Below are 24,955 nucleotides of genomic sequence, written 5' to 3'. Positions count from 1 at the left end.
AGCCATCGACTCAGAGAGCGTTGATCTGCTTGGCCAGCTTCGACTTGCGGTTCGCAGCGTTGTTCTTGTGCAGAACACCCTTCGAAACAGCCTTGTCGAGCTTCCGGGCGGCCACAGCATAAGCCTGCTGTGCCTCGTCCTTGTTGCCGGCAGCGATGCTCTCACGGACGTTGCGGACGAGGCCACGAACCTCGGTACGCACTGCCTTGTTGCGCAGGCGAGCCTTCTCGTTGGTCTTGATCCGCTTCATCTGGGACTTGATATTAGCCAATTTCAACACTCTTTCGTGTTCGTACTGCATGGTCGTGAGGGCGCATCCGTACGACAGGTATCGTCTCGGCGGGGAAACACTCCGACGACATCGCAGCGGATGGCATCTTCACCCGACCTCGGCGAGACACACGCCATGATGAAGATACGAGACCCAATCCTACCAGCGGGCCCGCGCCCATCGATAATCGCCGCCTGCCCGAGGAAGGGTGATCCTCATCGCCCGTCACGCCGCCCAGGTCCGCCGGTACTCACTCGGGGAGACGTGGACCTGCGCGGCGAACGCCGCCCGGAGCCCTGCCGCGGTGGCGAAGCCCGTGCGCACCGCGATCGCTTCGACGCTGTCGCCCGTCGTTTCGAGCAGCTCCTGCGCCAGCCGGATCCGCTCCCGCACCAGCCACTGACCCGGCGGGAGTCCGTGGACCTCGAGGAACTTCCGTGAGAGCTGCCGCTGACTCAGATGCGCCCTGGCCGCGAGATCGGCGACCCTGATCGACTCGCTGAGGTGGTCTCTGGCCCAATCCGTGACCGCACCGAGCGGGGCATCCGCCGTCTGCGGGACGGGACCGAGCGCGTACTGGGCCTGATCGGCGACCCGGTGCGGGGGAGTGACCATCCGCCTGGCCACCGCACTCGCCGCAGCCGTGCCATGATCCTGCCGCACGAGTTCGAGGCACAGATCTATGCCCGCAGCCGTCCCCGCCGAGGTGAAGACCGTGCCGTCGCACGTGTAGAGGACGTTCGCATCGACCTCGACGCGCGGATACCGGCGGGCGAACTCGTCTGCGTGCATCCAATGGGTCGTCGCTCGCCGACCGTCGAGGATGCCCGCCTCGGCGAGGACGAAGGCACCCGAGCAGATCGCCGCGACCCTCGCCCCGCGCGCATGCGCCTCGGCGACCGCGGCCACGAGTTCCGGCGGCTGCGACACGTGGACGTTCGTGCACGCGGGGACGATGACGGTGTCCGCCTCGGCGATCGCCTCGAGCCCGTGGGCCCGGGCGGCGACGAAACCGGCGGCCACCTCCGCGCCGGGTTCGGTCGCGGCGACGGTGAAGTCGTACCACGGGGAGACGATGTCGGGCCGGGCGATGCCGAAGACCTCGCACGGTACGGCGAGCTCGAACAGCGGGGCACCCGGCATGAGGGCGAGGACGACACGATGTGCGGCAGAACTCTTGCGCATGTCGTCCATTCTGCCACTGGGCAGGAGGGGTGCGCGAGAGTTGACTGGGAGCCATGACCACTGAGACCCCCTCCCGCGTGCAGCCCCACATCGGACTCGGTCAGGGCGTTGCGCTCTACACGTGCGCGATCCTCGGCGCCGGCGTCCTCGTCCTGCCCGGCCAGGTCGCGACCCTTGCCGGACCGGCCTCGCTCATCGCGTGGCTGATCAGCGCCCTCCTCGGGATTCCCCTCGCGTTCACCTTCGCCAGGCTCGCCTCCCGGTTCCCCGACGCCGGGGGAGTCGCCAGCTACGCCGAACGCGCCTTCGGCCCGATTGCGGGAGCGACCGCCGGCTGGTGGTACTTCATCGCCGTCGCCGTCGGCCAGACGATCGTCCCCCTGACCGCCGGCTACTACCTCGCCGCAGCGCTGAGCCTCCCGGCGTTCGCCGCCCCCGTCTTCGGTCTCGTCATCCTCGCCCTCGCCGTGGCCGCGGCGCTAGCCGATGTCGCGATCGGGGCGCGGGTGCAGATGGGGTTGGCGATCGGGGTCGCGGCAATCCTCGTCACCGTCGTCATCGTCTCGCTCGGACAGTTCGACCCCGCGGCGTTCGCTCCCTTCGCCCCGGCGGGCATCGCCGGGGTCGGGCAGGCCGTCGTCGTCCTCTTCTTCGCGTTCGCCGGCTGGGAGGCGATCGCGCACCTCTCCGCCGAGTTCAGGGACGTGCGCACGACCCTGCCGCGGGCGACCCTGCTCACGGTCCTCATCGTCACCGTGCTCTATCTCTCCGTCGCCACGGCCGTCGTCGGCACAGGCACGTACGGGGGAGCCGCGGTTGACCGGGTCTCCCTGGGGCTCATCGTCGAGACCGGATGGGGGATCGCCGCGGCGGCCGTCGTCGCTGTGGCCGCCGTCGTCATCTGCACCGGCACGACTCTCGCCTTCGCGCAGTCGGTCTCCCGTCTGGGGTTCTCGCTCGCCCAGCGCGGGTGGGCACCCCGATCGTTGGCGGTCCTCGATCGCCGAGGTGTGCCCGCGGTCTCCCTGCTCACCGTCGCCGGGATCGGGGCGGCGGGACTCATCGGGTGCGCGGTGTTCGGCTGGGGTGCCGAGGACCTCGTCTTCATCCCTGCGGTCCTCGTGCTCGCGACCTATCTCATCGGCACGGCGGCCGCGATGAGGACATTCGCCGGGAGGGCGCGTCTCGTCGCGGTCCTCGCGTTCGTCCTCCTCCTCATCGCCGTGCCCTTCGCCGGCTGGCATCTTCTCGTGCCGGTCGGTCTGTTCGCCGTCGTCGCGGTGGGTCTGCGGGTGCGGGGTCGGCGATTGCCGACGCGTCGATTGCAGATGCGCAGGGCCCGGAGACTCGGGTAGCAGGGGGACCCGCAGGCCGAGTGATGCGGTGGGGGTACAGGACCGCGCTCACGATCGGCCCGAGCAGTCGACTTCCGGCGGATCGGTCGACTTCGGACTGCGCCGTCGTGATCGGACTGCTCAGCCGTGATCGGACAGCTCAGTCGTGAACGGTCGTCTCAGTCGAATTCGGCGGCGACGAGGGCGAAGACCCCGCGGTCCATGATCGCGCCTTCGCGGCGGATGCCGTTCGGGTCGAGGCGGATGATGCGGTCGAGTCGGACCTCCGAGGGACGTCCCTGCGAATCCCAGTCACCGCTGCCGATGTTCATCCACCTGGCCCCGTTGTCCGACCGGACCTCGCCGATGCCGCCTGGGATGTGGTCCTTGCTCGTGAGCATGAGCACGAGCACCCACGCCCCGTCTTTGCCGATGACCAGCGAGGGTCGGTCCTTGCCCTGCGTGTGGTCCTCCTCGAAGGGGATCCAGCCCCACACGACCTCACCGGGATCGGCGTCCCCGTCGAGATCGGGGGAGTAGCTGACCCGCACGGGACCGCGGTAGTCACCGGGGTACCCGCCGGCCGTGTCCGGGCGGTCCGAGGTGGTCCTCGCGTTTCCGCCAGACGACTGACCCTGGGTGCGCGGCGGGGAGGGGCGGTCTGTGCCCCGAGAGTCTGGGGCACCGCTCGGCCCCTTCTGCGACTGCGACCTGCTCTGCGATTCCCTGAGGAACTTCATGCCCTCGCGCACGCCGATCTGGACGGCGCGGTTGACGATCGATCTCCAGCTCATGCCAGTCAGCCTAGTCGACGCAGCCCACGTCCTGCCCGAGGCGTCTTACGCCCCGGTGACCTCGCTCCAGCGCAGGGTCGCCTCGACGGGAAAGTGGTCGGAGGGGTAGGTGCCGCCCGAACTGTACGTGTCGATGCGGGTCGCAATCGTCTCGATCCCCGGCGTCGTGAGGATCCAGTCGATGCGCGGTGCCCCGGCCTTCGGACCTTTGTAGCGGTGGAACGTGCCGATGTCCTCCCCGGGCACTTTCGCTGCGGTGTCGGTGAGACCGAGCTCGGAGACGAAGTACTCGTAGACGGGAGCCCCGGTGGCGACGTTGAAGTCGCCGGTGACGATGCTGGGGACGTCCACCTCGGCGATGGTCTCGGCCATGATCTTCGCGGACTCGAGACGCGCCCGTTCGGACTTGTGGTCGAGGTGGGTGTTGAGCAGGCGCAGGGACCGGCCGGCCTCGAGGTCGGTGAAGTCGACCGTCGTCAGCGTCCGGGCATGGGAGACGCCCCACGATTCGGAGGCGACGGTCTCCGGGGTCTCCGACAGCCAGCTGATGTCGACGGCTTGGACCTCGAAGCGGGAGGAGTCGCAGATGACGGCGGTGAACTCTCCGGCGTTGCCGCCAGAGTGGCCCTCGCCGAGCCAGATGTACTCGTCGGGGAGGAGCTCGATGAGCTTCTCGAGCTGATCAAGCTCACCCTCCTGCGTGCCGATGAGGTGCGGGTGGGCTGCGGTGATGAGCTCGGCGGCCACGGGCAGCCGCGCCTCGACGGGGTGCCCGTCGCGGGCGGGGTAGCGGAGGTTGAAGCTCATGACGGTGAAGTCGCTCATGGGACCATCATCGCGCATGGGCTGCCCTGCCCGGCGGACCACGCGCGGACGACGGACCACGCGCGGACGACCACGGGCGACGGACCACGCGCGGACGACGGGCTGCACACGACCTCGCCCCGCCTCGGCGGATTGAGACCCGCCGGGCACTTCATGGAACAATGGAGGTTCGGCCGATCCGGCGGTTCGACACGAAGAAAGGGCGTCAATGTCACCTCAGGTGAACGCGCAATCACTGAAGCGGATCACACCCTCCGCGACCTCACCCGAGCTGATCCGCAACTTCTGCATCATCGCCCACATCGACCACGGCAAATCGACGCTGGCCGACCGGATGCTCCAGATCACCGGCGTCGTCCAGCCCCGCGACATGCGCGCGCAGTACCTCGACCGGATGGACATCGAACGCGAACGCGGCATCACGATCAAATCGCAGGCCGTGCGCATGCCGTGGGAGACCGACGGCACCCCGTACGCGCTCAACATGATCGACACCCCCGGCCACGTCGACTTCAGCTACGAGGTCTCCCGGTCGCTGGCCGCCTGTGAGGGTGCGCTCCTCCTCGTCGACTCCGCGCAGGGCATCGAAGCCCAGACGCTCGCGAACCTCTACATGGCCATGGAGAACGATCTCACGATCATCCCCGTGCTCAACAAGATCGACCTGCCCGCCGCGCAGCCGGACAAGTACGCCGAGGAGCTCGCGAACCTCATCGGCGCCGACCCCGAGGACGTGCTGCGCGTCTCCGGCAAGACCGGTGAGGGTGTCGAAGGCGTCCTCGACCGGATCATCACCGACATCCCGGCCCCCGTCGGCGACGCCGACGCCCCGGCCCGGGCGATGATCTTCGACTCCGTCTACGACACCTACCGGGGTGTGGTCACCTACGTCCGCGTCGTCGACGGGGATCTCTCGCCGCGCCAGAAGGTGACGATGATGTCGACGGGCACGACCCACGAGCTCCTCGAGATCGGCGTGTCCTCCCCGGAGCCGAATGCGACGAAGGGCCTCGGCGTCGGCGAGGTCGGCTACCTCATCACCGGCGTCAAGGACGTCCGCCAGTCGAAGGTCGGCGACACCGTCACCGCGACCGCAGCCCCGGCCGAGGAACCGCTCGCCGGTTACGAAGAGCCCAAGCCCATGGTCTTCTCCGGACTCTTCCCCATCGACGGTTCGGACTACCCGGCGCTGCGCGACGCGCTCGACAAGCTCAAGCTCAACGACGCGGCCCTGGTCTACGAACCGGAGAACTCGACGGCGCTGGGCTTCGGCTTCCGCTGCGGGTTCTTAGGCCTCCTCCACCTCGAGATCGTCCGTGAACGCCTCGAGCGCGAGTTCGACCTCGACCTCATCTCGACCGCCCCGAGCGTGATCTACGACGTCACCCTCGAGGACCGCTCCGAGGTCGTCGTGACGAACCCGAGCGAGTTCCCGACCGGCAAGATCCGTGAGGTCCGCGAGCCGATGGTCAAGGCGACGATCCTCACCCCGAGCGACTACATCGGCGCGGTCATGGAGCTGTGCCAGGACCGTCGCGGCAAACTCCAGGGTATGGACTACCTCTCCTCCGACCGCGTCGAGATCCGCTACCGGCTGCCGCTCGCGGAGATCGTCTTCGACTTCTTCGACCAGCTGAAGTCCCGGACGAAGGGCTACGCCTCCCTCGACTACGCCGACGACGGCATGGATGCCGCCGACCTCGTCAAGGTCGACATCCTCCTCCACGGCGACCAGGTCGATGCGTTCTCCGCGATCGTCCACCGCGACAAGGCGTACTCGTACGGTGTGCTCATGGCCGGCAAGCTGCGCGGGCTCATCCCGCGTCAGCAGTTCGAAGTCCCGATCCAGGCCGCCATCGGCTCGCGCATCATCGCCCGCGAGACGATCCGCGCGATCCGCAAGGACGTGCTCTCGAAGTGCTACGGCGGCGACATCAGCCGTAAGCGCAAACTGCTCGAGAAGCAGAAGGAGGGTAAGAAGCGGATGAAGATGGTCGGCAGCGTCGAGGTGCCGCAGGAGGCCTTCATCGCAGCCCTGTCCTCGGACGAACCGGATAAGAAGGACGCCAAGAAGTAGGTGCCGGAGCAGCCGATCGGTGAGATTCCGCCCCTGGACGGCTCCCTTCCCGCCTCGGCGGGCACGGGGAACGGGCAGGGGCTGAGCCTCTACGTCCACGTCCCGTACTGCCGGGTCCGCTGCGGGTACTGCGACTTCAACACCTACACCGCCGATGAGCTCGGTCCCGGAGCCAACCGGGAGGACTACCGGGAGATGATCTCCCGGGAACTCGATCTCTCGACCCGGGTGCTCGCCGAGGTGGGGGCCGGGGACCGTGAGGTCGGGACGATCTTCTTCGGCGGAGGCACTCCGACGCTCCTGCCCGCCGAGGTGCTCGCCGGGGTCATGGACGACATCCGCGCCCGCTACCGGCTGAGTCCCGATGTCGAGGTGACCACCGAGGCGAACCCGGACACACTCAATCCTGCGTATCTCGACACGCTCGCCAGTGCCGGCTTCACCCGGATCTCCGTGGGCATGCAGTCGGCGGTGCCGCATGTGCTCGCGACCCTCGACCGCACGCACGATCCGGCGAAGATCCCCGACGTCGCGCGCTGGGTGAAGGCGACGGGTCTCGAACTCAGCCTCGACCTCATCTACGGCACCCCGGGGGAGTCGATCGCCGACTGGCGGGCCTCGCTGGACTCGGCGCTGGCGGCCGATGTCGACCATGTCTCGGCGTATTCGCTCATCGTCGAACCGGGCACGAAGATGGGGGCCATGGTCCGGCGCGGGCAGCTGCCGATGCCCGATGAGGACGACCTCGCCGACAAGTACGAGATCGCCGATGCTGCGATGACCGCGGCCGGTCTGCGCTGGTACGAGGTGAGCAACTGGTCGAAGACACCGGAGACCCGGTGCGAGCACAATATGGCGTACTGGCGCAATGCCGACTGGTGGGGCTTCGGCCCGGGTGCGCACTCCCACATCGGGGGTGTGCGGTTCTGGAACGCGAAGCATCCGCGGGCCTGGTCCGACCGGCTGCTCGGCGGGGACTCCCCGGCGATCGGTCGCGAAGTGCTCTCGGAGTCGACCCGGGAGATCGAGCGGATCATGCTCGCAGCCCGCATCGACTCCGAATTGCCGCTGGATTCGCTCGCCCCCGGCAGCGAAGCGGCGATCCGGACGTTCGTCAAGCAGGGACTCCTCGACGCCGAGGCGGTCGCCGAGGGCCGTTTCTCCCCGACCCTGCAGGGACGGCTGATGGCCGATCACATGGTTCGGGTGCTCACCGACTACGTGCACTGAGGGCCGCCTCCGGAGATCGGAGACGGCCCTCGGCTGGTGCGGCTCAGGCGCCGCGTGCGCTCACGCGCTGATGGTCCGGGTCACTTGACGAAGTTGAACGTCAGCGGGAACTTGTAGCCTTCGCCCTTGTTCGCGGCCACGGCGGCGATGATGTAGATCACCGCGTAGACGAGCGGGATGAGGAACGCGAAGTAGACGATGAGGAATCCGAAGCCCATCGTCACGAACGCGAGGATGGTGCCGATGATCCCGAGGACGATCGAGGCGGCGAACGTGACGATCATGTTCGTGATCCACGCGTTCGTGCCCTGACGGGCGTACTCGCGGACGAAGGGCGACTCGTCCTTCTTCATGAGGAACATGATGAGCGGGAGGAAGCCGATGAAGAGGGCGCCGATGTTCGTCCACAGTGCCGTCGTGCGCTCGGAGTCGTTGGCGTGCCAGAACTGCGCGGAACCGGGACCGTAGGCGGACTCGGGAAGCGCGGTCGAGTCGAACATCGCAGGGTTGGCCTGCATCGCGCCGTAGCCGGGCTGACCTCCGTAGCCCTGCTGGACTCCGTACTGCGGCTGGCCACCGTAGCCGGGCTGGCCGCCGGAGTTCTGCTGCGAACCGTACTGCTGCTGGCTGCCGTACTGCTGCTGCGATCCGTAGTTCTGACCGCCGTGGCTCTGCTGCTGCGAGCCGTACTGCTGCTGGCTTCCGTAGTTCTGCTGCTGCTGAGACCCATAGTTCTGCTGCTGCGAGCCGTGGCTCTGATGGCTGCCGTAGTTCTGCTGCTGGCTGTAGGGCTGCTGCGGGCCGGACGCCTGCGAGTAGTTCGGCGGCATCGGACGCGACTGGTTCTGCTCTCCGTTGGGAGGCTGCGGGGAGTTCGACATGAGGGTCCTTTCGAGAAGCTTCTGCACCCCCACCCTAGTCGAGGCGCGCCCTGCAAAGCGTGGGAGAGGCGTTCCAAGTTCATCACAAGTGCCCCGGAGACCCGCCCCTCAGCGCAGCGTCCTCGACCTTCAGTCGACGGTGACGAAGTCGATGAGCTCCTCGACCCGGCCTGAGAGCGTCGGCTCGACATCGGCGATCGTGGTCACGGACTTGAGAATCCGCACCCAACCGGCGGCGACGTCCCGGTGATCGGCGTGCGGCCAGCCGATGCGGGCGAGGATCCCCGTCTTCCAGTCCTCCCCGCGCGGCACGGTCGGCCACGCGCTGATGCCGACGACATGGGGTTTGACCGCCTGCCAGATGTCGACGTAGGGGTGGCCGATGATGTGCACGGTCTCCCGGTACCGGGAATCGGCGCGGACCGCCTCGGCGATCTTCGACTCCTTCGTCCCGGCCACGAGATGGTCGGCGAGGATCCCGACCCGGTGCCCCCGGTCGGGGGCGAACTCCGCGAGTTTGTCCGCGACATCGTCGAGCCCGCCCAGCGGCTCGACGACGACTCCCTCGATCCGCAGATCATCGCCCCAGATCTTCTCGACGAGCTCGGCATCGTGCTTGCCCTCGACCCAGATCCGCGACCCGCGGGCCACTCGTGCCTTCGCCCCGGCCACGGCACGCGACCCCGACGCCGTCCGGCCCGGAGCCGCGGGCTTGCGCTTCGGCAGCCGCAGATCGACCGGTTCGCCCTCGAGGAGGAACCCCGGTCCCAGCGGGAACGCCTTGAGGCCGCCGCGCCGATCCTCGAGTTTGACGACGATCCCGCCTGCGGTCTTCTCCGCCCCGACGACGGCGCCGACGAAGCCGCTCATCGCGTCTTCGAGCACCATGCCGAGCCCGAGCTCGACGGGACGCGACTTCTTGGGACGGTGGGAGGACGACGACGCACCCGAGAGCACGTCCGAACCGTAGCGATCAAAAGCATTCACAGCCCACCAGCGTAGTGAATGCGGCACCCGGCACGGCGGTGACCCGCGGGTCCCGGGACGGAAAGTGAAATCACAGGATAAGAGGCGTAGAATTGGCACTCGGAGTGTTCGAGTGCCAAATCCGGGGAGGAGTCCGATGAACGACAGCAGGCGCGCGCAGGTGCTCCGCGCGATCGTCGAGGACTTCGTCGCCACGAACGAACCCGTGGGGTCGAAGGCGATCGTCCAGCGGCACACCCTCGGGGTCTCACCCGCCACGATCCGCAACGACATGGCCCAGCTCGAGGCCGAGGGGTACATCGCCCAGCCGCACACCTCGGCGGGCCGGATCCCCACCGATCTCGGCTACCGGATGTTCGTCGACCGCATCGACGAATTCAAACCGCTCAGCCAGGCCGAACGCCGGGCGATCCTCCAGCTCGTCGACGGCGAGAGCGACCTCGACGGGATGCTCGACCGCACGGTCCGCCTGCTCGCGGGCCTCACCCACCAGGTCGCGCTCATCCAGTACCCCATGGTCTCGCAGGCCAAGGTCAAGCACATCGAGGTCGTGGGTCTGGCCGCCGGCCGGGTCCTCGTCGTCCTCATCACCGATGCCGGCCAGGTCGAGCAGAAGATCGTCGTCCTCGCCGAGGCGGTCGACGAGGACGGTCTCGCCCGCATCCGCGAGCGGATCAACGCCGAGTACGCGGGCCGCAGGCTCTCGCGCATCGACGCCCGGACATCGCAGCAGCAGACGGACGCCGAGGCGGCCGCCGGCACACCAACGAGCACCGAGACGGCCCGTGAGGACTCCGCTGACAGTGTGCCCGCAGAGGCGACGATCGCACGGATCCGCAACGCCGTGATCGACTTGGTCGCAGCGACCCGCGAAGAGCGGATCATCATGGCGGGGACGGCGAACCTCGCCCGTTCGGGCCAGGAGTTCGGCGAGCAGATGGCCCCGATCCTCGAGGCCTTCGAAGAGCAGGTCGTCCTCCTCAAACTGCTCACCTCGATGGCCGAGGACCACGCGGAGATCAGCGTGCGCATCGGCCGTGAGAACACTCACGAGTCCTTCAGCTCGACATCCGTCGTCGCCGCCGAATATGGTCGGGTGGCGGGTTCATCGGCCCGTCTCGCCGTGCTCGGCCCCACCCGCATGGACTATCCGACGACGATCTCGGCCGTGCGCGCCGTCGCCAAGTACGTCTCCTCGGCGCTCGACCGGGGATAGACGACACTGACCCAGAGACAGACACCCAGACCCGGGAACATCGCGCAGGTCCGCCCGCGTTGACCCACAGAGCACATCGACGAAAGAGACCCCGTCGCACACGACGGAGACCACCATCAGGGAGAGAGAAGTTTCAGTGGCCGATCACTACGAAACACTCGGAGTGTCCAAGGACGCTTCAGCGGCTGAGATCAAGAAGTCCTACCTCAAGCTGGCCCGCAAGTACCACCCCGACGTCAACCCCGGCTTTGACGAGGAGTTCAAGGCGATCTCGCTCGCCTACGACGTCCTCTCCGACCCGGAGAAGCGCCGCAACTACGACATGGGCGGCGGAGAGAACGGCCAGGGCTTCCCGGCCGGCGGCTTCGGCGGGTTCGGCGACATCTTCGAGACGTTCTTCGGCGGGGGAGGCGGCGGCGCCGGCGGTCCCATCCCGCGCATGCAGCGCGGCAAGGACGCCCTTGTCGGCGTCAACATCGACCTGCGCACCGCGGCCTTCGGCGGCACCGTCGACCTCGACGTCACCACCGCGGTCGTGTGCGAGACGTGCAGCGGAGCCGGCACCCAGGACGGCACCTCGATCGAGACGTGCTCGCTGTGCCACGGCTCCGGCAGCATCCAGCGCATGACCCGGACCCTGCTCGGCCAGATGGTGACGAACCAGACGTGCAACCAGTGCCACGGCTACGGCACCGTCATCCCGCACCCGTGCCTCAACTGCCAGGGCGACGGCCGCGTCCGCAAGCAGCGGACGATGAAGATCCGCATCCCCGCCGGCGTCTCCGACGGCACCCGGATCCAGCTGAGCGCCCAAGGCGAGGTCGGCCCCGGCGGCGGACCCGCCGGCGACCTCTTCGTCGAGGTCATGGTCACCCGCCACGAGGTCTTCCGCCGCGACGGCGACAACCTCCGCGCGGCCGTGTCCGTGCCGATGACCGCGGCCGCACTTGGCGCCCGCATCCCGTTCGAGACCTTCGACGGCGCGCAGGATCTCGACATCGAACCCGGCACCCAGTCCGGCACGGTCGTGAGGCTGCCCGGCCTCGGCGCGACCCGCCTGCGCAGCGAGACCCGCGGCGACCTCCTCATCACCGTCGACGTCACCACCCCCGACAAGCTCGACGACGAACAGCGCGAGCTGCTCGCCCAGCTCGCGAAGGTCCGCGGAGAGGAGACCCCGCGCGCCCAGATCACGACGGAGAGCCGGGGCATGTTCTCCCGCATGCGTGAGAAGTTCGCCGGTCGGTGAGCCGTCCCGTCTTCCACTCGCCCACCGCCGCCGAGGCGGTCGTCGGCAGCGCGCTCACGTTCGGTGAGGACGTCGCCGGCCACGCGGTGCGCGTGCGCCGCATCGGACCCGGCGAGCACATCGACGTCGTCGACGGTCACGGAGTCCGGGCCCGCGGTGAGGTGAGGACCGCCTCGGCGACCGAACTCGTCCTCGACGTCACCGAGGTCACCCGTGCCCCCGAGGACGGACCCCGTCTCGTCCTCGTCCAGGCGTTCGCGAAGGGCGACCGCGACCTGCAGGCGATCGAAGCGGCCACCGAGATCGGCGTCGACGAGGTCATCCCGTGGGCGGCCGAGCGCTCGATCGCCGACTGGCCGGCGAAGAAGGCCGGCAGGATGGCCCAGAAGTGGGACAACCTCCTTACCGCCGCCTCCCTGCAGTCGCGCCGTTCGCGCTTCCCCGTCCTCGGGGAGCTCGCGCGCGGCACGGGACTCGCCGCCCGCCTCGGCGCGGCCGATGCCGTCTTCGTCCTCCACGAAGCCGCCGACCACCGGCTCTCGGCGGCCCTGTACGACCTCGATCCGGGCGGCGTCGACCGCATCGTCCTCATCGTCGGACCCGAAGGCGGGATCAGCGACGGCGAACTCTCAGCCCTCGAGGCCGCCGGGGCGAGGACCGTCGTCCTCGGCGACACCGTGCTGCGGTCCTCCTCGGCGGGGCCGGCCGGACTCGTGCTCGTGGAGAATTCCCTGGGCCGCTGGTGACGAACCGGACTACGATAGAAGCAGCCCTGTCCTCATGGCCGCAGGCGTGGACCTGCCGACCGTGACCTACGAACGAAGGACCATCCTGGACACCACCACCGATTCGCAGTCCACCGCGAACACCGCCGACTCGGAGACCGTTCGCCTCGTCATCCCCGACTCGATCGACCTGGTCGAGTTCTTCGGTCCTGGCGAGTCGAACCTCCGCACGCTCGAGCAGGTCTTCTCCGGCCTCGACCTCCACCTGCGCGCCAACCAGCTCCAGGCCGCAGGCGCACCTGACCAGGTCGGCGCGTTCGTCTCCGTCATCGGAGAGCTGAAGAAGCTCCACCAGTCCGGGCACCGGATCGATGCGGAGACGATCGAACGCGTCGCGTCGTTCTCCTCCGAGGGCAAGGCCGCCTCGGCGGTGATGGGCACGAACATCCTCTCCACCCGCGGGAAGTCGATCCGCCCGAAGACGATGGGACAGCACGACTACGTCAAGGCGATCCGGAACAACACGATCACCTTCGGCATCGGCCCCGCCGGCACCGGCAAGACGTACCTGGCGATGGCGATGGCGGTCAACGCCCTGCAGAACAAGGACGTCTCCCGCATCATCCTCACCCGCCCGGCCGTCGAAGCCGGGGAGCGCCTCGGCTTCCTGCCCGGCACGCTGGGGGAGAAGATCGACCCGTACGTCCGTCCGCTCTACGACGCACTCCACGACATGGTCGACCCCGAATCGATCCCCATGCTCATCGAATCCGGCACGATCGAGGTCGCCCCGCTCGCCTACATGCGCGGCCGCACGCTCAACGACGCCTTCATCGTCCTCGACGAAGCGCAGAACACGACGGGGGAGCAGATGAAGATGTTCCTCACCCGCCTCGGCTTCGGCTCCCGCATGGTCGTCACCGGCGACGTCTCGCAGATCGACCTGCCGGGGAACACGAAGAGCGGACTCAAGGTGGTCCAGAAGATCCTCGCCGACATCGACGACCTCGCGTTCTGCCAGCTCGGCAGCAAGGACGTCGTGCGGCATTCGCTGGTGACGAAGATCGTCGACGCCTACGACCTGTGGGGGAACTCGAAGTGAATACGGAGATCGCCAACGAGACCGACGCCGAGGTCGACCTCGACGAGGTCGTCGCCCTGACCGAATACCTCGGGGAGGCGCTGCACATGCACCCGGGCGCGGAGCTGTCGGTGACGATGGTCGACGAGACCGCGATGGCCGAACTCCACGTGACCTGGATGGACCTCGAGGGACCCACCGACGTCATGTCCTTCCCCATGGACCAGCTCACGCAGGGCCGGGCCGGCGCCCCCACCGAGGGCCAGATGGGCGACATCATCATCTGCCCGGCCGTCGCGGCGACGCAGGCGGGGGCGGCAGGGCATTCGACGATGGACGAGATCCTCCTGCTCACCGTCCACGGCTTCCTCCACCTGCTCGGCTACGACCACGGCGAGGCGGCCGAACGCGAGGAGATGTTCGCCCTCCAGCGCCACCTGCTGCTGACCTTCTTCGCCGCCCGCTACGACGGCCGGACGGACATTCCGTCACCGACCGAGGTCTGAGCCCGTGGTCTGGTTCTTCCTCGCCGCCCTCGCCTGCCTCATCGTCTCCGCGACCCTCGCGGCCGTCGACGCCGCGCTGCTCAGCGTCTCCCACCACGCGATCCAGGATGCGAAGGAGGAGGGGAAGCCCGCGGCGGCGAGGGTCGAGCGGATCCTCTCCGACCTGCCGACGAACATCAACGTCATCATCTTCGTCCGCCTCTTCCTCGAAGCGCTCGCGACGGTGTTCATCGCCCTCGCCTACGACTCGCTGTACTCGGTGGGCCCGCTCATGGTCGTCCTCACGGTGCTCACCTCCTCGATCGCCGTCTTCGTCGTCGCCGGAGTCTCCCCGCGCACGATCGGCCGACGGCGGTCCCTGTCCGTGAGCCTGGGGCTGAGCGGGATCGTCACGTTCCTCCTCGTCGTCCTCCGCCCCCTGACGAAGGTCCTCGTGTGGCTGGGCAATCTGCTCACCCCCGACAAGGTCTACAAGGACGGACCGTTCGTCACCTCCGATCAGCTGCGCGACCTCGTCGAGCGGGCGAGCGAGTCCGACATCATCGAAGACGGCGAACGCGAGATGATCCAGTCGGTCTTCACCCTCTCCGAGACCTCGGCGAAGCAGGTCATGGTTCCGCGCACCGACCTCGTCACCGTCACCTCGGGCACGCCCCTGAACAAGGTGATGAACCTCTTCCTCCGCTCCGGGTTCTCCCGCATCCCGATCAGCGGCGAGGACCTCGACGACATCGAAGGCGTGGCCTACCTCAAGGACGTCGCCCGGCGCCTCCACCAGCATCCCGAGGACGCCGAACGACCGGTGAACACGCTGGCCCGCAGCGTCCTCTTCGTCCCGGAGACGAAGCCCGCCGACGACCTGCTCGAGCAGATGCAGATTGAGTCGACGCACCTGGCGATCCTCGTCGACGAGTACGGGGGCACCGCGGGGCTCGTGACGATCGAGGACATCGTCGAGGAGATCGTCGGGGAGATCGAGGACGAATACGACGTCGGCGATGAGGACCTCGTCGTCGACGACGACGGCTCGTTCCTCATCAGCACGCGGATGTCGATCACCGACTTCGCCGAGTACTTCGACGTGCGCATCGACGAGGAGGACGTGACCAGTGTGGGCGGTCTGCTCACGAAGCTCATCGGCCGTGTGCCCATCGCCGGATCGAGTGCCCACATCGCCGGACTGCGCCTGACCGCCCTCGAAGGTCAGGGCCGACGGCACCGCATCGCCCACGTCAGGGTGACGCGGGAGACGACCACGGAAGAGAGCTGAGATGGACTTTCGCACGGACTACCCGGAGGACTTCCGCGCAGGCTTCGCCTGCTTCGTCGGCCGCCCCAACACGGGGAAGTCGACGCTGACGAACGCGCTCGTGGGGGAGAAGGTGGCGATCACCTCGGCGAAGCCCCAGACCACCCGCCACACGATCCGCGGGATCGTCCACAAGCCCGACCACCAGCTCATCATCGTCGACACCCCCGGCCTCCACAAGCCCCGGACCCTGCTCGGCTCCCGCCTCAACGACCTCGTCGTGGCCACCCTGAGCGAGGTCGACGTCATCGGCTTCTGCCTGCCCGCCGACGAGCCGATCGGTCCCGGCGACCGCTACATCGCCTCCCAGCTCGCACTCCTCGACGGCCGGACCCCGATCGTCGCGCTCGTGACGAAGGTCGACACCGTCAGCCAGGACAAGGTCGCCGAGGCGCTGCTCGCGGTCAGCGAGCTCGCCGACTTCGCCGACGTCATCCCCGTCTCCGCCGTCGACGGCTTCCAGGTCGGAACCGTCGACGAGGTGCTCGCCGGCTACCTGCCGGTGTCCCCGCCGCTCTACCCCGAAGGCGAGCTCACCGACGAACCCGAAGAGGTGATGATCGCCGAACTTGTCCGCGAAGCCGCCCTCGAAGGCGTCCGCGACGAGCTGCCGCACTCCCTGGCCGTCCAGGTCGAGGAGATGTACCCGCGCGAGGGCCGCAGCGAGGACAACCCGCTGTGGAACGTCCACGTCAACCTCTACGTGGAGCGGCCCAGCCAGAAGGCGATCATCATCGGCAAGGGCGGCAAGCGGCTCAAGGAGATCGGCTCGGAGTCCCGTCGCGGCATCGAGGCGCTGCTCGGCACGAAGGTCTTCCTCGACCTCCACGTCAAGGTCGCCAAGGACTGGCAGCGCGACCCCAAGCAGCTCGGCCGTCTCGGCTTCGACTTCAGCTGAGGTCGCGGCATCCGTGTGTCCGGGCTCATGGTCCGGGTCGCGGAGCCTGCCATAGACTTGGGCGAGTGAATGCCGAGCAGACTCTGACCTCTCTGAGTGAGCGCAACCCCAAGGTCGCGCCCGAAGAACTCATCGCCGGACTCGTCCCGCCCCCGCAGTTCGAGAACGTCTCCTTCGCGAGCTATCGCACCGATCCCGCCCAGCCCTCGCAGGCCGAGGCGCGGAACAAGCTCGAGGAGTTCGTCGCCGACGACCGCGCGAAGGGGTTCTTCGGCAAGCTCTTCGCGAAGGGCAAGGACGGGCCGAAGGGCGTCTATCTCGACGGCGGCTACGGCGTCGGCAAGACCCACCTGCTCGCCTCGGCGTGGCACGCCAATGAGAAGCCGGCGACCTTCGGCACCTTCGTCGAGTACACGAACCTCGTCGGCGCGCTCGGCTTCGTCAAAGCGCGCGACGACCTCAAGGAGATGAAGCTCGTGTGCGTCGACGAGTTCGAGCTCGACGACCCCGGTGACACCGTGCTCATGTCCCGGCTCATGCGCGAGCTCACCGACGCCGGGGTGAAGATCATCGCGACCTCGAACACCCTTCCGGGGTCGCTCGGCGAGGGACGCTTCGCCGCCCAGGACTTCCTCCGGGAGATCCAGGCGCTGTCCGACCAGTTCGAGGTCTACCGCATCGACGGCCAGGACTACCGGCACCGCGGTCTCACCGCCCCGGCCGAGCCGCTGACTCCGGAGGAGCTCGATGCGGCGGCCGCACAGCTGACCGGGACCGTGGCCCGCGACGACTTCTCGACCCTGCTCGAGCATCTTGCGACCGTCCATCCCTCGAAGTACGGCCGGATGGTCGACGGCATCGATGCGGCGGTGTGGGAGAACGTCCACACGATCGACAACGAGAGCGTGGCGCTGCGCTTCGTCGCCCTCGTCGACCGTCTCTACGACCGTGATGTGCGCATCATCAACTCCGGTCAGCGCCTCGATGAGGTCTTCACGGAGGAGTCGCTGACAGGCGGCTATCGGAAGAAGTACATGCGCTGCCTCTCCCGCCTCACCGCGCTCTCGGCACCGGAGTAAGGGCGCGTGCCTGCGCAGGGCTTCTGTCAGCGCAGGTTGAGGGCTTCGAAGATCCCGCCGAGGTCGGGCACCCAGTCCGGGATGCCGATGAGTCGCAGGGTCAGCCAGACGACGACGGCGACGAAGGCCGCAGTGAGCGCACCGACCGTCCACCGCACCCACAGCGGCTGTCGCATGATCCATTGCGTCCACGCCTCCACGCGCACCCGCACGAAGTGGAGCAGATGCCTGGCCCAGTGGAATTCGGTGGAGATGACGAAGAGCCCGATGATGACGATGAGCCACCCCGGACCGGGCAGGGGGACGAGCACGAGCCCGATGAGCACGATGAGCGTGCCCACGCCGCCGACGATGATCTTGTAGAGCCGTGCCGTGTGCGGGTTCGCCGTGACCCCCATGCGCCAGCGCAGGAAGCTCAGACGGAACCGGCGCCACGGGCGCCGGCCGTGCTTGTGTCGGCGCGACAGCCAGCCTTTGGGCCGCTTGTCGGGGGATCGCTCAGTCACGCAGACCATTCAACCCGAGGAGCCTGAAAGCTTGATTCGGATCTGTGACCACGATCACCGCGTTCCGATTTTGCGTCGGCGACCGGCTGCGTATAGAGTTATATCTCGTTGCCAGGGAAACCGGGCAGCGAAACGCGGATGTGGCTCAGTTGGTAGAGCATCACCTTGCCAAGGTGAGGGTCGCGGGTTCGAGTCCCGTCATCCGCTCGGAGGCGTCATGGCACTGCCTTGGCGGTGGCGTGGCCGAGAGGCGAGGCAGCGGCCTGCAAAGCCGTATACACGGGTTCGAATCCCGTCGCCACCTCGGATTCTCCGACAGTCCGCTGTCGGTGATTCGGCGCGATTGGCGCAGCGGTAGCGCGCTTCCTTCACACGGAAGAGGTCACTGGTTCGATCCCAGTATCGCGCACAGGGACCATCACGGTTCCGGTGCAACAAATGAATAGAGCGCGATTGGCGCAGCGGTAGCGCGCTTCCCTGACACGGAAGAGGTCACTGGTTCGATCCCAGTATCGCGCACAATGAGAACCCCGGACTTCGGTCCGGGGTTCTGTGCATTCACGACCCGGTGACCCGAGAAGTCGTGTGGCAGTTCTGCCACGCAAAAGGCCTGGTTGAGGCTACTCTTATGTCTGTACGCTAGTCAGAGCACAGCCCAGACGAGGACTCGGAGCAACTATGTCTACCCCGCAGAATCCGTACGATCCGAATCGCGATTCGGACAACCAGAACCCCGACCAGAGCTCTGCGAGCGATCAGGGTCGTTCAGCCTCGGACAAGGGCGGCGACGCCGGCTCCGGCGATCACGCTCCCCAGTACGGGTCGAACGAGCCGACCCGCTCCTACGAATCGGGCGACCAGGCCCCGAACTACGGTTCCGGTGACCAGGCTCCCTCGTACGGATCCGGCGACCAGGCGCCGAACTACGGTTCGCAGCAGCCGCAGTACGGCCAGGACGCGCAGGGCTCCCAGGGCTCCTACGATCAGAACCAGAACTACGGCCAGAGCTACGATGCCAACGCTCAGGGCTACGACCAGAACCAGAACTACGGCCAGGGCTACGATGCCAACGCCCAGGGGTATGACCAGAACCAGTACGGTCAGGGCTACGACGCCAACGCCCAGGGCTACGACGCGAACCAGTACGGCCAGCAGCCGTCCTACGCGGCGAGCAGCGGCGGAGCCGACCAGTTCACCCCGGCGAACCCGAACGCCGCCTACGGCAGCAGCTACTCCTCGGGATCCGGCGGGAACACGTCGAAGAACATCTGGGGCATCCTCGCCCTCATCGGCGGCATCGTCGGCGTCGTCCTCGCGTTCGTCTTCGGCATCGGTGCGATCTTCGGCATCGCGGCGATCATCTTCGGCTTCATCGGGCTCTCCGCGATCAAGAAGAACCTGGCCAGCAACAAGGGCATGACGATCACGGGCCTCATCCTCGGCTTCGTCTCCGTCGTCATCTCGATCATCGTCGTCATCGCCACGATCATCAGCATCGGCCTCATCGGCAAGGCCGTCGACGACCAGATGTCGAGCTACTCGCCGACCATGCCCGCCCCCATCGATCCGTCCGATCCGGGCCTGGAATCGCCGGACTCCGGTGACACCGAGCCGGCACCGGTCGAAGGCAGTGAGACCGAGATCGGCACCGACATCACGGCGGCCATCGGCGTCGCCCCGGGCACCGTGAGCGACACCGCCATCGGCGCCGAGACGACCAACGGTGAGATCGCCGTCGTCACCGTGACGATCAAGAACAACTCGAGCTCGGACGTCGACCTCACCCTGGCGAGCCTGACCGCTTCGAACGGCTCAGGTGCGACCTACCAGGACGTCTTCGACGGCACGAAGTACCGCGGCAGCCTCGCCTTCGCCGACGGACCGGTTCCTGCCGGAGGAGAGAAGACCTTCGAATTCGCCTACGGTGTCTCTGCGAGCGAGATCGATCAGATGCAGCTGCAGCTGACCCTCTTCGAAGACCTCGGCCAGGGCACGACCTTCGACTTCAAGAAGGTCTGAGAACCGACGGCACACTCCGACGACCCGGCGACGGGGCCAGTCGGAGACCAGACGGTGACGCAGTTGGGCGGCAGTCAGATGACTGCCCCCCGACTGATTTCCCAGGCCCGTTTTGGTACTAGACTCTAAGAGCGACAGCACGGCAACAACGATCGGAGAGATTCAGTGGCAGACAGCATCGACTGCGCGGGCGAGAGCATTCCCTTCAGACAGGGTCTGACCGGGACGGAGATCTTCTCCACGGACCGCGCGGTGGTGGCGATGTGGCTGAATGGGGAGCCGGCTGACCTCAGCCGGGAACTCTCACCGGGCGACTCGATCGCCCCGATCCTCATCGATTCCCCCGAGGGACTCGACATCCTCCGGCACTCGACCGCGCATGTGACCGCGCAGGCCGTGCAGGATCTCTTCCCCGATGCCAAGCTCGGCATCGGCCCGTACATCACCGACGGCTACTACTTCGACTTCGACGTCGCCGAGCCGTTCACCCCCGACGACCTCAAGGCCATCCAGAAGAAGGCCGCGCAGATCGTCAAGTCCGGCCAGACCTTCAACCGCGTCGTCGTCAGCGAGGACGAAGCCCGGGCGCGCATGGCGAACGAGCCGTACAAGCTCGAACTCATCGCCGACAAGGGCGCCGGTGAGGACGACTCCGCGGCCGTCGAGGTCGGGGCGGGCGAACTCACCGTCTATGAGAACGTCGACCGCAAGGGCGAGGTCGTGTGGCAGGACCTGTGCCGCGGACCCCACCTGCCGAACACGAAGCTCATCGGCAACGGTTTCGCCGTCACCCGCTCCTCGGCGGCGTACTGGCGCGGCGACCAGGCGAACGCGAGCCTCCAGCGCGTCTACGGCACCGCATGGGCGTCGAAGGACGATCTCAAGGCCTACCAGGACCGCCTCGCCGAGGCCGAACGTCGTGACCATCGTCGGCTCGGCGCCGAACTCGACCTCTTCTCCTTCCCCGAGGAGCTCGGCTCCGGACTGCCCGTCTTCCACCCCAAGGGCGGGGTCATCAAGCGGGAGATGGAGGACTACGTCCGCGCCCGCCACATCGAGGAGGGCTTCGAGTACGTCGGCACCCCGCACATCTCGAAGGAGACCCTCTACTTCACCTCGGGACACCTGCCCTACTACGGCGAGAACATGTTCCCGCCCATGCTCGTCGACGAAGTCCGCGACGAGGAGGGCGAGATCGTCAAGGACGGCACCCCGTACCGCCTCAAGGCGATGAACTGCCCGATGCACAACCTCATCTACCGCTCCCGCGGCCGCTCCTACCGCGACCTGCCGCTGCGGCTGTTCGAGTTCGGCACCGTCTACCGCGATGAGCCCTCCGGCGTCGTCCACGGGCTCACCCGCGTGCGGGCGCTGACCCAGGACGACTCGCACTCGTACGTCGCCGTCGAAGACGCCGCCGCAGAGATCCGACACCTCCTCGGCTTCGTCCTCAGCCTCCTGCGCGACTTCGGACTCAACGACTTCTACCTCGAACTCTCCACCCGCGACGAGGACGGGAAGAAGAAGGACAAGTTCATCGGCTCCGACGAGCAGTGGGCCGAAGCCACCGCGACCCTCGAGCAGGTCGCCGCGGAGTCGGGTCTCGAACTCGTCCCCGATCCCGGCGGCGCGGCGTTCTACGGCCCGAAGATCTCCGTCCAGGCCAGGGACGCGATCGGCCGCACCTGGCAGATGTCGACCGTCCAGCTCGACTTCAACCAGCCTGAGCGCTTCGGCCTCGAATACGTCGCCGCCGACGGCACCCGCAAGCAGCCGGTGATGATCCACTCGGCGAAGTTCGGTTCGATCGAACGCTTCCTCGGCGTGCTCACCGAACACTACGCAGGCGCCTTCCCGGTGTGGCTCTCACCCGTCCAGGTCACCGCGATCCCCGTCGCCGAGGAGTTCAACGACTACCTCTACGAGGTGGCCGAGCAGCTGCGGGCCGCCGGGGTGCGCGTCGAGGTCGACGACTCCGACGACCGGTTCCCGAAGAAGATCCGCAACGCCTCGAAGTCGAAGGTGCCCTTCGTCCTCATCGCCGGCGGCGAGGACCGCGACGCCGGTGCCGTCTCGTTCCGCTTCCGCGACGGCGAGCAGGACAACGGCGTGCCCGTCACCGAGGCCATCGAGCGCATCGTCGAAGCGATCGAGACCAAGGCCCAGGTATGACCGAGGACAGGACGTCCGAGCACCTCGGCGACGGCGGTGACGTCCCACCCGAGCTCGGCATGTCCCTGTCCGACATCGAAGCCGCCTCCGGCTTCCCCGGGGAACCCGACGGGTTCCAGCGGCTGTGGACCCCGCACCGGATGGTCTACATCGGCGGTCAGGACAAGCCGAAGGACTCCGGCGAGGCCGAATGCCCGTTCTGCGCGGCGCCGAAGAAGTCCGACGAGGAGGGGCTCATCGTCGGCCGGGGCGACTCGGTCTACGCCGTGCTCAACCTCTACCCGTACAACCCGGGCCACCTCCTCATCTGCCCGTACCGGCACGTCGCCGACTACACGGACCTGACCGAGGAGGAGACCGTCGAGCTCGCGCACTTCACGCAGAAGGCGATGCGGGTCATCCGCGCCGTCTCCGGACCCGACGGCTTCAACCTGGGGATGAACCAGGGTGAGGTCGCCGGCGCGGGGATCGCCGCGCACCTCCACCAGCACGTCGTCCCGCGCTGGAGCGGTGACGCGAACTTCCTGCCCGTCGTCGCGCAGACGAAGGCCCTGCCCCAGGTGCACGCCGATGCCTGGGCAGCGCTGAGTCAAGAATGGAACCGATGAACCCCGAAGACCTCGATTCGCTCGCCGAGTACACCACCCCCGTCGTCGACGGCGAAGACGTGATCATCACGATCACCCGCCCCGACCTCGAGTCGAACACGTACCTGTCCCAGCTCTTCGCGTTCCGCGGGGAGACCTCCAGGCGCCTCACCCACGGTTGGCGGGACACGGCACCGCACGTCGGGCAGCACTGGTCGGGCTACCTCAGCGCCGAACGGTCCGAACGCCCACAGCTCTTCGCCGGGCCGAGCTTGACGACGGCGCACCGGGTCACGGACAGCCACCTCGGCGTCGCCGAATTCGACATCGACGACGCCGGCAGTCGGGCCCTCTACGTCGCCCGGGTCGCCGAACCGGGCCGCTACGGCACCGATGACGACATCCCCGCCGAGGAGGAGGCCCCGCGCCGGATCGGCAAGGCGGCCTACCAGTCCAACGGCATCGGGTACGTCGGCGACCGCCCGGCCCGCGCCTTCCTCGTCGACCTCACCGAACCCGGGCTGGGCAAGGCCGGGATCACCGGCAGCGCCGAGGTGCCGCTGTCGACGATGCTGCCGACCCCGGACTCCGACGTCCACGACCCCCAGTTCGCCCCCGATGGGGCGCACATGAGCGTCGTCGCAGCCGTCGCCCCCGACACAGGTGCCCCGGACCTCCGCTCGACCGTGTGGCTCCTCGGCGCCGGCGGTCCCGAAGCACTCGAGCTGCCGCGCATGAGCGTGCAGCTGCACCGGTGGATCGATGAGGACCGCGTGCTCCTCCTCGGCAGCGAGCTCACCCGCGACGACCTCGACTTCGTCGGGCAGATGCCCGGCCTCTTCGTCCATGAGATGAGCACCGGCACCACCCGTCGCCTCACCGACCGCGAGACCGTCGCGGCCGCCACCCTGCCGCCGGTCATCGTCGACGGCTCCTCCGTCGTCTTCGCCGTCGACACCGACGGGGCGACGCGGCTGGCCCGCCTTGATCTCAGCGCCGAGACGGTCGGCCTCGAGGATCTGCGCTTCCTCACCGATGAGCTCAGCGTCGTCACCGGCTTCACCGTCTCCGGCGACTCCGCGTTCGTCACGGCCGTGACCCCGGACTCCCCGGCCGTGCTCGTCCAGGTCGACCTCGACGGGACCGGCGCCGAGGGAGTGAGCGCCGAGGCGGTGCTGCGGACCCATCCGGCACCGGCGAACTCCGTGCTCCCGCAGCTGCTCCGGGTTCCCGGCGAAGGCGGGACGATCACCGGATGGCTGGCCAAACCTGCAGGTCAGGGGCCGTTCCCGGTCGTCCTCAACATCCACGGCGGACCGTTCGCGCAGTACACGCACGGGTGGTTCGACGAAACCCAGGTGCTCACCTCGGCGGGCTTCGCCGTCGTCTACGCGAACCCGCGCGGCTCGGGCGGGCGCACCCGGACCTGGGGGACCGCTGTCCAGGGCGATATGGCCGCACCGGCGATGGCCGACGTGCTCGCCGTCCTCGACCACGCGCTGGCTGCCGATTCCGACCTCGACGGCGACCGCCTCGGCGTGCAGGGCGGATCGTACGGGGGATACCTCACGGCGATGACGATCGCCAACGACCACCGGTTCCGGGCCGCGATCGTCGAACGCGGCTACCTCGACCCGCACAGCTTCCTCGGCACCTCCGACATCGGTCGCTTCTTCACCGAGGAGTACACCTCGCGTGATCCCGAGGCGATCGAACGGCAGTCGCCGCTCGCCCACGCCGCCGAGGTGCGCACACCGGCCCTCGTCATGCACTCGGAGCTCGACTTCCGGTGTCCGCTCGGGCAGGCGCAGCAGTACTACGCTGCGCTCCAGCGCGCCGGGGTGCCCACGGAGATGCTCATCTTCCCCGGTGAGAACCATGAGCTGTCCCGGTCGGGGCAGCCGCGGCACCGACGTCAGCGCTTCGACGCGATCATCGACTGGTGGGACGTCCACCTCGGTGCGCGTCCGGAGGCCGACGAGCCCGCAGACCGTCCGCTCGCTGCCGCGGTGGTTCGCTGACCC

General features: G+C 67.9%; 22 protein-coding genes and 4 tRNA genes. 19 read left to right on the top strand and 7 right to left on the bottom strand.

Annotation, left to right across the window (positions count from 1 at the left end; all coding sequences use genetic code 11):
• Positions 1-10: 10 nt before the first annotated feature.
• Both rpsT and AACX88_RS09640 read right to left on the bottom strand, forming a co-directional pair.
• Positions 11-271, bottom strand: a complete 261-nt coding sequence (gene rpsT, locus AACX88_RS09645) for a 30S ribosomal protein S20 (protein ID WP_009377103.1) — start codon at positions 269-271, stop codon at positions 11-13.
• Between the two features lie 225 nt (positions 272-496).
• Positions 497-1,456 carry a GlxA family transcriptional regulator gene (locus AACX88_RS09640; RefSeq protein ID WP_339392790.1) on the bottom strand — a complete coding sequence of 320 codons (960 nt, stop codon included), beginning with the start codon at positions 1,454-1,456 and terminating at the stop codon, positions 497-499.
• Positions 1,457-1,509: 53 nt separating this feature from the next.
• Here AACX88_RS09640 and AACX88_RS09635 point away from each other — a divergent pair, with 53 nt between their 5' ends.
• A complete protein-coding gene (locus tag AACX88_RS09635) occupies positions 1,510-2,811 on the top strand; it encodes an APC family permease (RefSeq protein ID WP_339392789.1) in 1,302 nt (433 codons plus the stop codon).
• 158 nt (positions 2,812-2,969) lie between these two features.
• On the opposite strand, the gene AACX88_RS09630 is transcribed toward AACX88_RS09635, so the two are convergent.
• Positions 2,970-3,584 carry a type II toxin-antitoxin system PemK/MazF family toxin gene (locus AACX88_RS09630; RefSeq protein ID WP_339392788.1) on the bottom strand — a complete coding sequence of 205 codons (615 nt, stop codon included), beginning with the start codon at positions 3,582-3,584 and terminating at the stop codon, positions 2,970-2,972.
• A 45-nt stretch (positions 3,585-3,629) separates the two neighbouring features.
• Complete coding sequence (locus AACX88_RS09625) at positions 3,630-4,409, bottom strand: endonuclease/exonuclease/phosphatase family protein (RefSeq protein WP_339392787.1); 780 nt, start codon at positions 4,407-4,409, stop codon at positions 3,630-3,632.
• 208 nt (positions 4,410-4,617) lie between these two features.
• Between AACX88_RS09625 and lepA the strand changes: the two genes are divergently transcribed.
• Together lepA and hemW are read left to right on the top strand one after the other, a co-directional pair.
• A complete protein-coding gene (gene lepA / locus AACX88_RS09620) occupies positions 4,618-6,486 on the top strand; it encodes a translation elongation factor 4 (protein WP_339392786.1) in 1,869 nt (622 codons plus the stop codon).
• Positions 6,487-7,716 (top strand): radical SAM family heme chaperone HemW, encoded by a 1,230-nt coding sequence (gene hemW, locus AACX88_RS09615; RefSeq protein ID WP_339392785.1) that lies wholly within the window; start codon positions 6,487-6,489, stop codon positions 7,714-7,716.
• An 80-nt stretch (positions 7,717-7,796) separates the two neighbouring features.
• Here the strand turns inward: hemW and AACX88_RS09610 are convergent, their stop codons facing one another.
• Both AACX88_RS09610 and AACX88_RS09605 read right to left on the bottom strand, forming a co-directional pair.
• Positions 7,797-8,597 carry a DUF4870 domain-containing protein gene (locus AACX88_RS09610; protein WP_339392784.1) on the bottom strand — a complete coding sequence of 267 codons (801 nt, stop codon included), beginning with the start codon at positions 8,595-8,597 and terminating at the stop codon, positions 7,797-7,799.
• Positions 8,598-8,726: 129 nt separating this feature from the next.
• Positions 8,727-9,584: a DUF3097 domain-containing protein gene (locus AACX88_RS09605; protein WP_339392783.1), complete on the bottom strand. Its 858-nt coding sequence runs from the start codon at positions 9,582-9,584 to the stop codon at positions 8,727-8,729.
• Positions 9,585-9,720: 136 nt separating this feature from the next.
• On the opposite strand from AACX88_RS09605, the gene hrcA reads away from it, so the two are divergent.
• The 8 genes from hrcA to zapE all read left to right on the top strand — a co-directional run bounded on the left by hrcA (position 9,721) and on the right by zapE (position 17,647).
• On the top strand, positions 9,721-10,800 hold the full coding sequence (gene hrcA, locus AACX88_RS09600) for a heat-inducible transcriptional repressor HrcA (protein WP_339392782.1): 1,080 nt from the start codon (positions 9,721-9,723) through the stop codon (positions 10,798-10,800).
• Positions 10,801-10,936: 136 nt separating this feature from the next.
• Positions 10,937-12,049: a molecular chaperone DnaJ gene (gene dnaJ / locus AACX88_RS09595; RefSeq protein ID WP_339392781.1), complete on the top strand. Its 1,113-nt coding sequence runs from the start codon at positions 10,937-10,939 to the stop codon at positions 12,047-12,049.
• The gene (locus AACX88_RS09590; RefSeq protein ID WP_339392780.1) at positions 12,046-12,795 is read left to right on the top strand and encodes a 16S rRNA (uracil(1498)-N(3))-methyltransferase; all 750 of its coding nucleotides are present in this window, start codon (positions 12,046-12,048) and stop codon (positions 12,793-12,795) included. The genes dnaJ and AACX88_RS09590 overlap by 4 nt, the downstream gene beginning before the upstream one ends.
• A gap of 34 nt (positions 12,796-12,829) precedes the next feature.
• Positions 12,830-13,876, top strand: coding sequence for a PhoH family protein (locus AACX88_RS09585; protein WP_339392779.1), 1,047 nt, complete (start codon positions 12,830-12,832; stop codon positions 13,874-13,876).
• The gene (gene ybeY / locus AACX88_RS09580; protein WP_339392778.1) at positions 13,873-14,361 is read left to right on the top strand and encodes an rRNA maturation RNase YbeY; all 489 of its coding nucleotides are present in this window, start codon (positions 13,873-13,875) and stop codon (positions 14,359-14,361) included. The genes AACX88_RS09585 and ybeY overlap by 4 nt, the downstream gene beginning before the upstream one ends.
• A gap of 4 nt (positions 14,362-14,365) precedes the next feature.
• Complete coding sequence (locus AACX88_RS09575; protein WP_339392777.1) at positions 14,366-15,631, top strand: hemolysin family protein; 1,266 nt, start codon at positions 14,366-14,368, stop codon at positions 15,629-15,631.
• Between the two features lies 1 nt (position 15,632).
• Positions 15,633-16,568, top strand: coding sequence for a GTPase Era (era, locus tag AACX88_RS09570; protein WP_339392776.1), 936 nt, complete (start codon positions 15,633-15,635; stop codon positions 16,566-16,568).
• Between the two features lie 65 nt (positions 16,569-16,633).
• Positions 16,634-17,647, top strand: coding sequence for a cell division protein ZapE (gene zapE / locus AACX88_RS09565; RefSeq protein ID WP_339392775.1), 1,014 nt, complete (start codon positions 16,634-16,636; stop codon positions 17,645-17,647).
• A gap of 26 nt (positions 17,648-17,673) precedes the next feature.
• Here the strand turns inward: zapE and AACX88_RS09560 are convergent, their stop codons facing one another.
• Entirely contained in the window at positions 17,674-18,153 is a 480-nt protein-coding gene (locus tag AACX88_RS09560) for a PGPGW domain-containing protein (protein ID WP_339392774.1), read from the bottom strand.
• Between the two features lie 134 nt (positions 18,154-18,287).
• Between AACX88_RS09560 and AACX88_RS09555 the strand changes: the two genes are divergently transcribed.
• The 8 genes from AACX88_RS09555 (at position 18,288) to AACX88_RS09520 (ending at position 24,952) form a co-directional block, all read left to right on the top strand.
• A tRNA-Gly gene (locus tag AACX88_RS09555) sits at positions 18,288-18,360 on the top strand.
• Between the two features lie 26 nt (positions 18,361-18,386).
• A tRNA-Cys gene (locus AACX88_RS09550) sits at positions 18,387-18,457 on the top strand.
• 33 nt (positions 18,458-18,490) lie between these two features.
• Positions 18,491-18,562: transfer RNA gene (locus tag AACX88_RS09545), tRNA-Val, on the top strand.
• Between the two features lie 38 nt (positions 18,563-18,600).
• Positions 18,601-18,672 (top strand) — tRNA-Val (locus AACX88_RS09540).
• 159 nt (positions 18,673-18,831) lie between these two features.
• Positions 18,832-20,172: a DUF4190 domain-containing protein gene (locus AACX88_RS09535; RefSeq protein ID WP_339392773.1), complete on the top strand. Its 1,341-nt coding sequence runs from the start codon at positions 18,832-18,834 to the stop codon at positions 20,170-20,172.
• Between the two features lie 165 nt (positions 20,173-20,337).
• On the top strand, positions 20,338-22,344 hold the full coding sequence (thrS, locus tag AACX88_RS09530) for a threonine--tRNA ligase (RefSeq protein ID WP_339392772.1): 2,007 nt from the start codon (positions 20,338-20,340) through the stop codon (positions 22,342-22,344).
• Positions 22,341-22,952 (top strand): HIT family protein, encoded by a 612-nt coding sequence (locus AACX88_RS09525; protein WP_422614425.1) that lies wholly within the window; start codon positions 22,341-22,343, stop codon positions 22,950-22,952. The genes thrS and AACX88_RS09525 overlap by 4 nt, the downstream gene beginning before the upstream one ends.
• Positions 22,949-24,952: an alpha/beta hydrolase family protein gene (locus AACX88_RS09520; RefSeq protein WP_339392771.1), complete on the top strand. Its 2,004-nt coding sequence runs from the start codon at positions 22,949-22,951 to the stop codon at positions 24,950-24,952. The genes AACX88_RS09525 and AACX88_RS09520 overlap by 4 nt, the downstream gene beginning before the upstream one ends.
• Positions 24,953-24,955: the final 3 nt, after the last annotated feature.

The organism is Brevibacterium metallidurans (genome assembly GCF_037101285.1).
Classification (GTDB): domain Bacteria; phylum Actinomycetota; class Actinomycetes; order Actinomycetales; family Brevibacteriaceae; genus Brevibacterium; species Brevibacterium metallidurans.
Note: the sequence above shows the minus strand (reverse complement) of the source record. Positions and strands in the feature narration are given on the sequence as shown.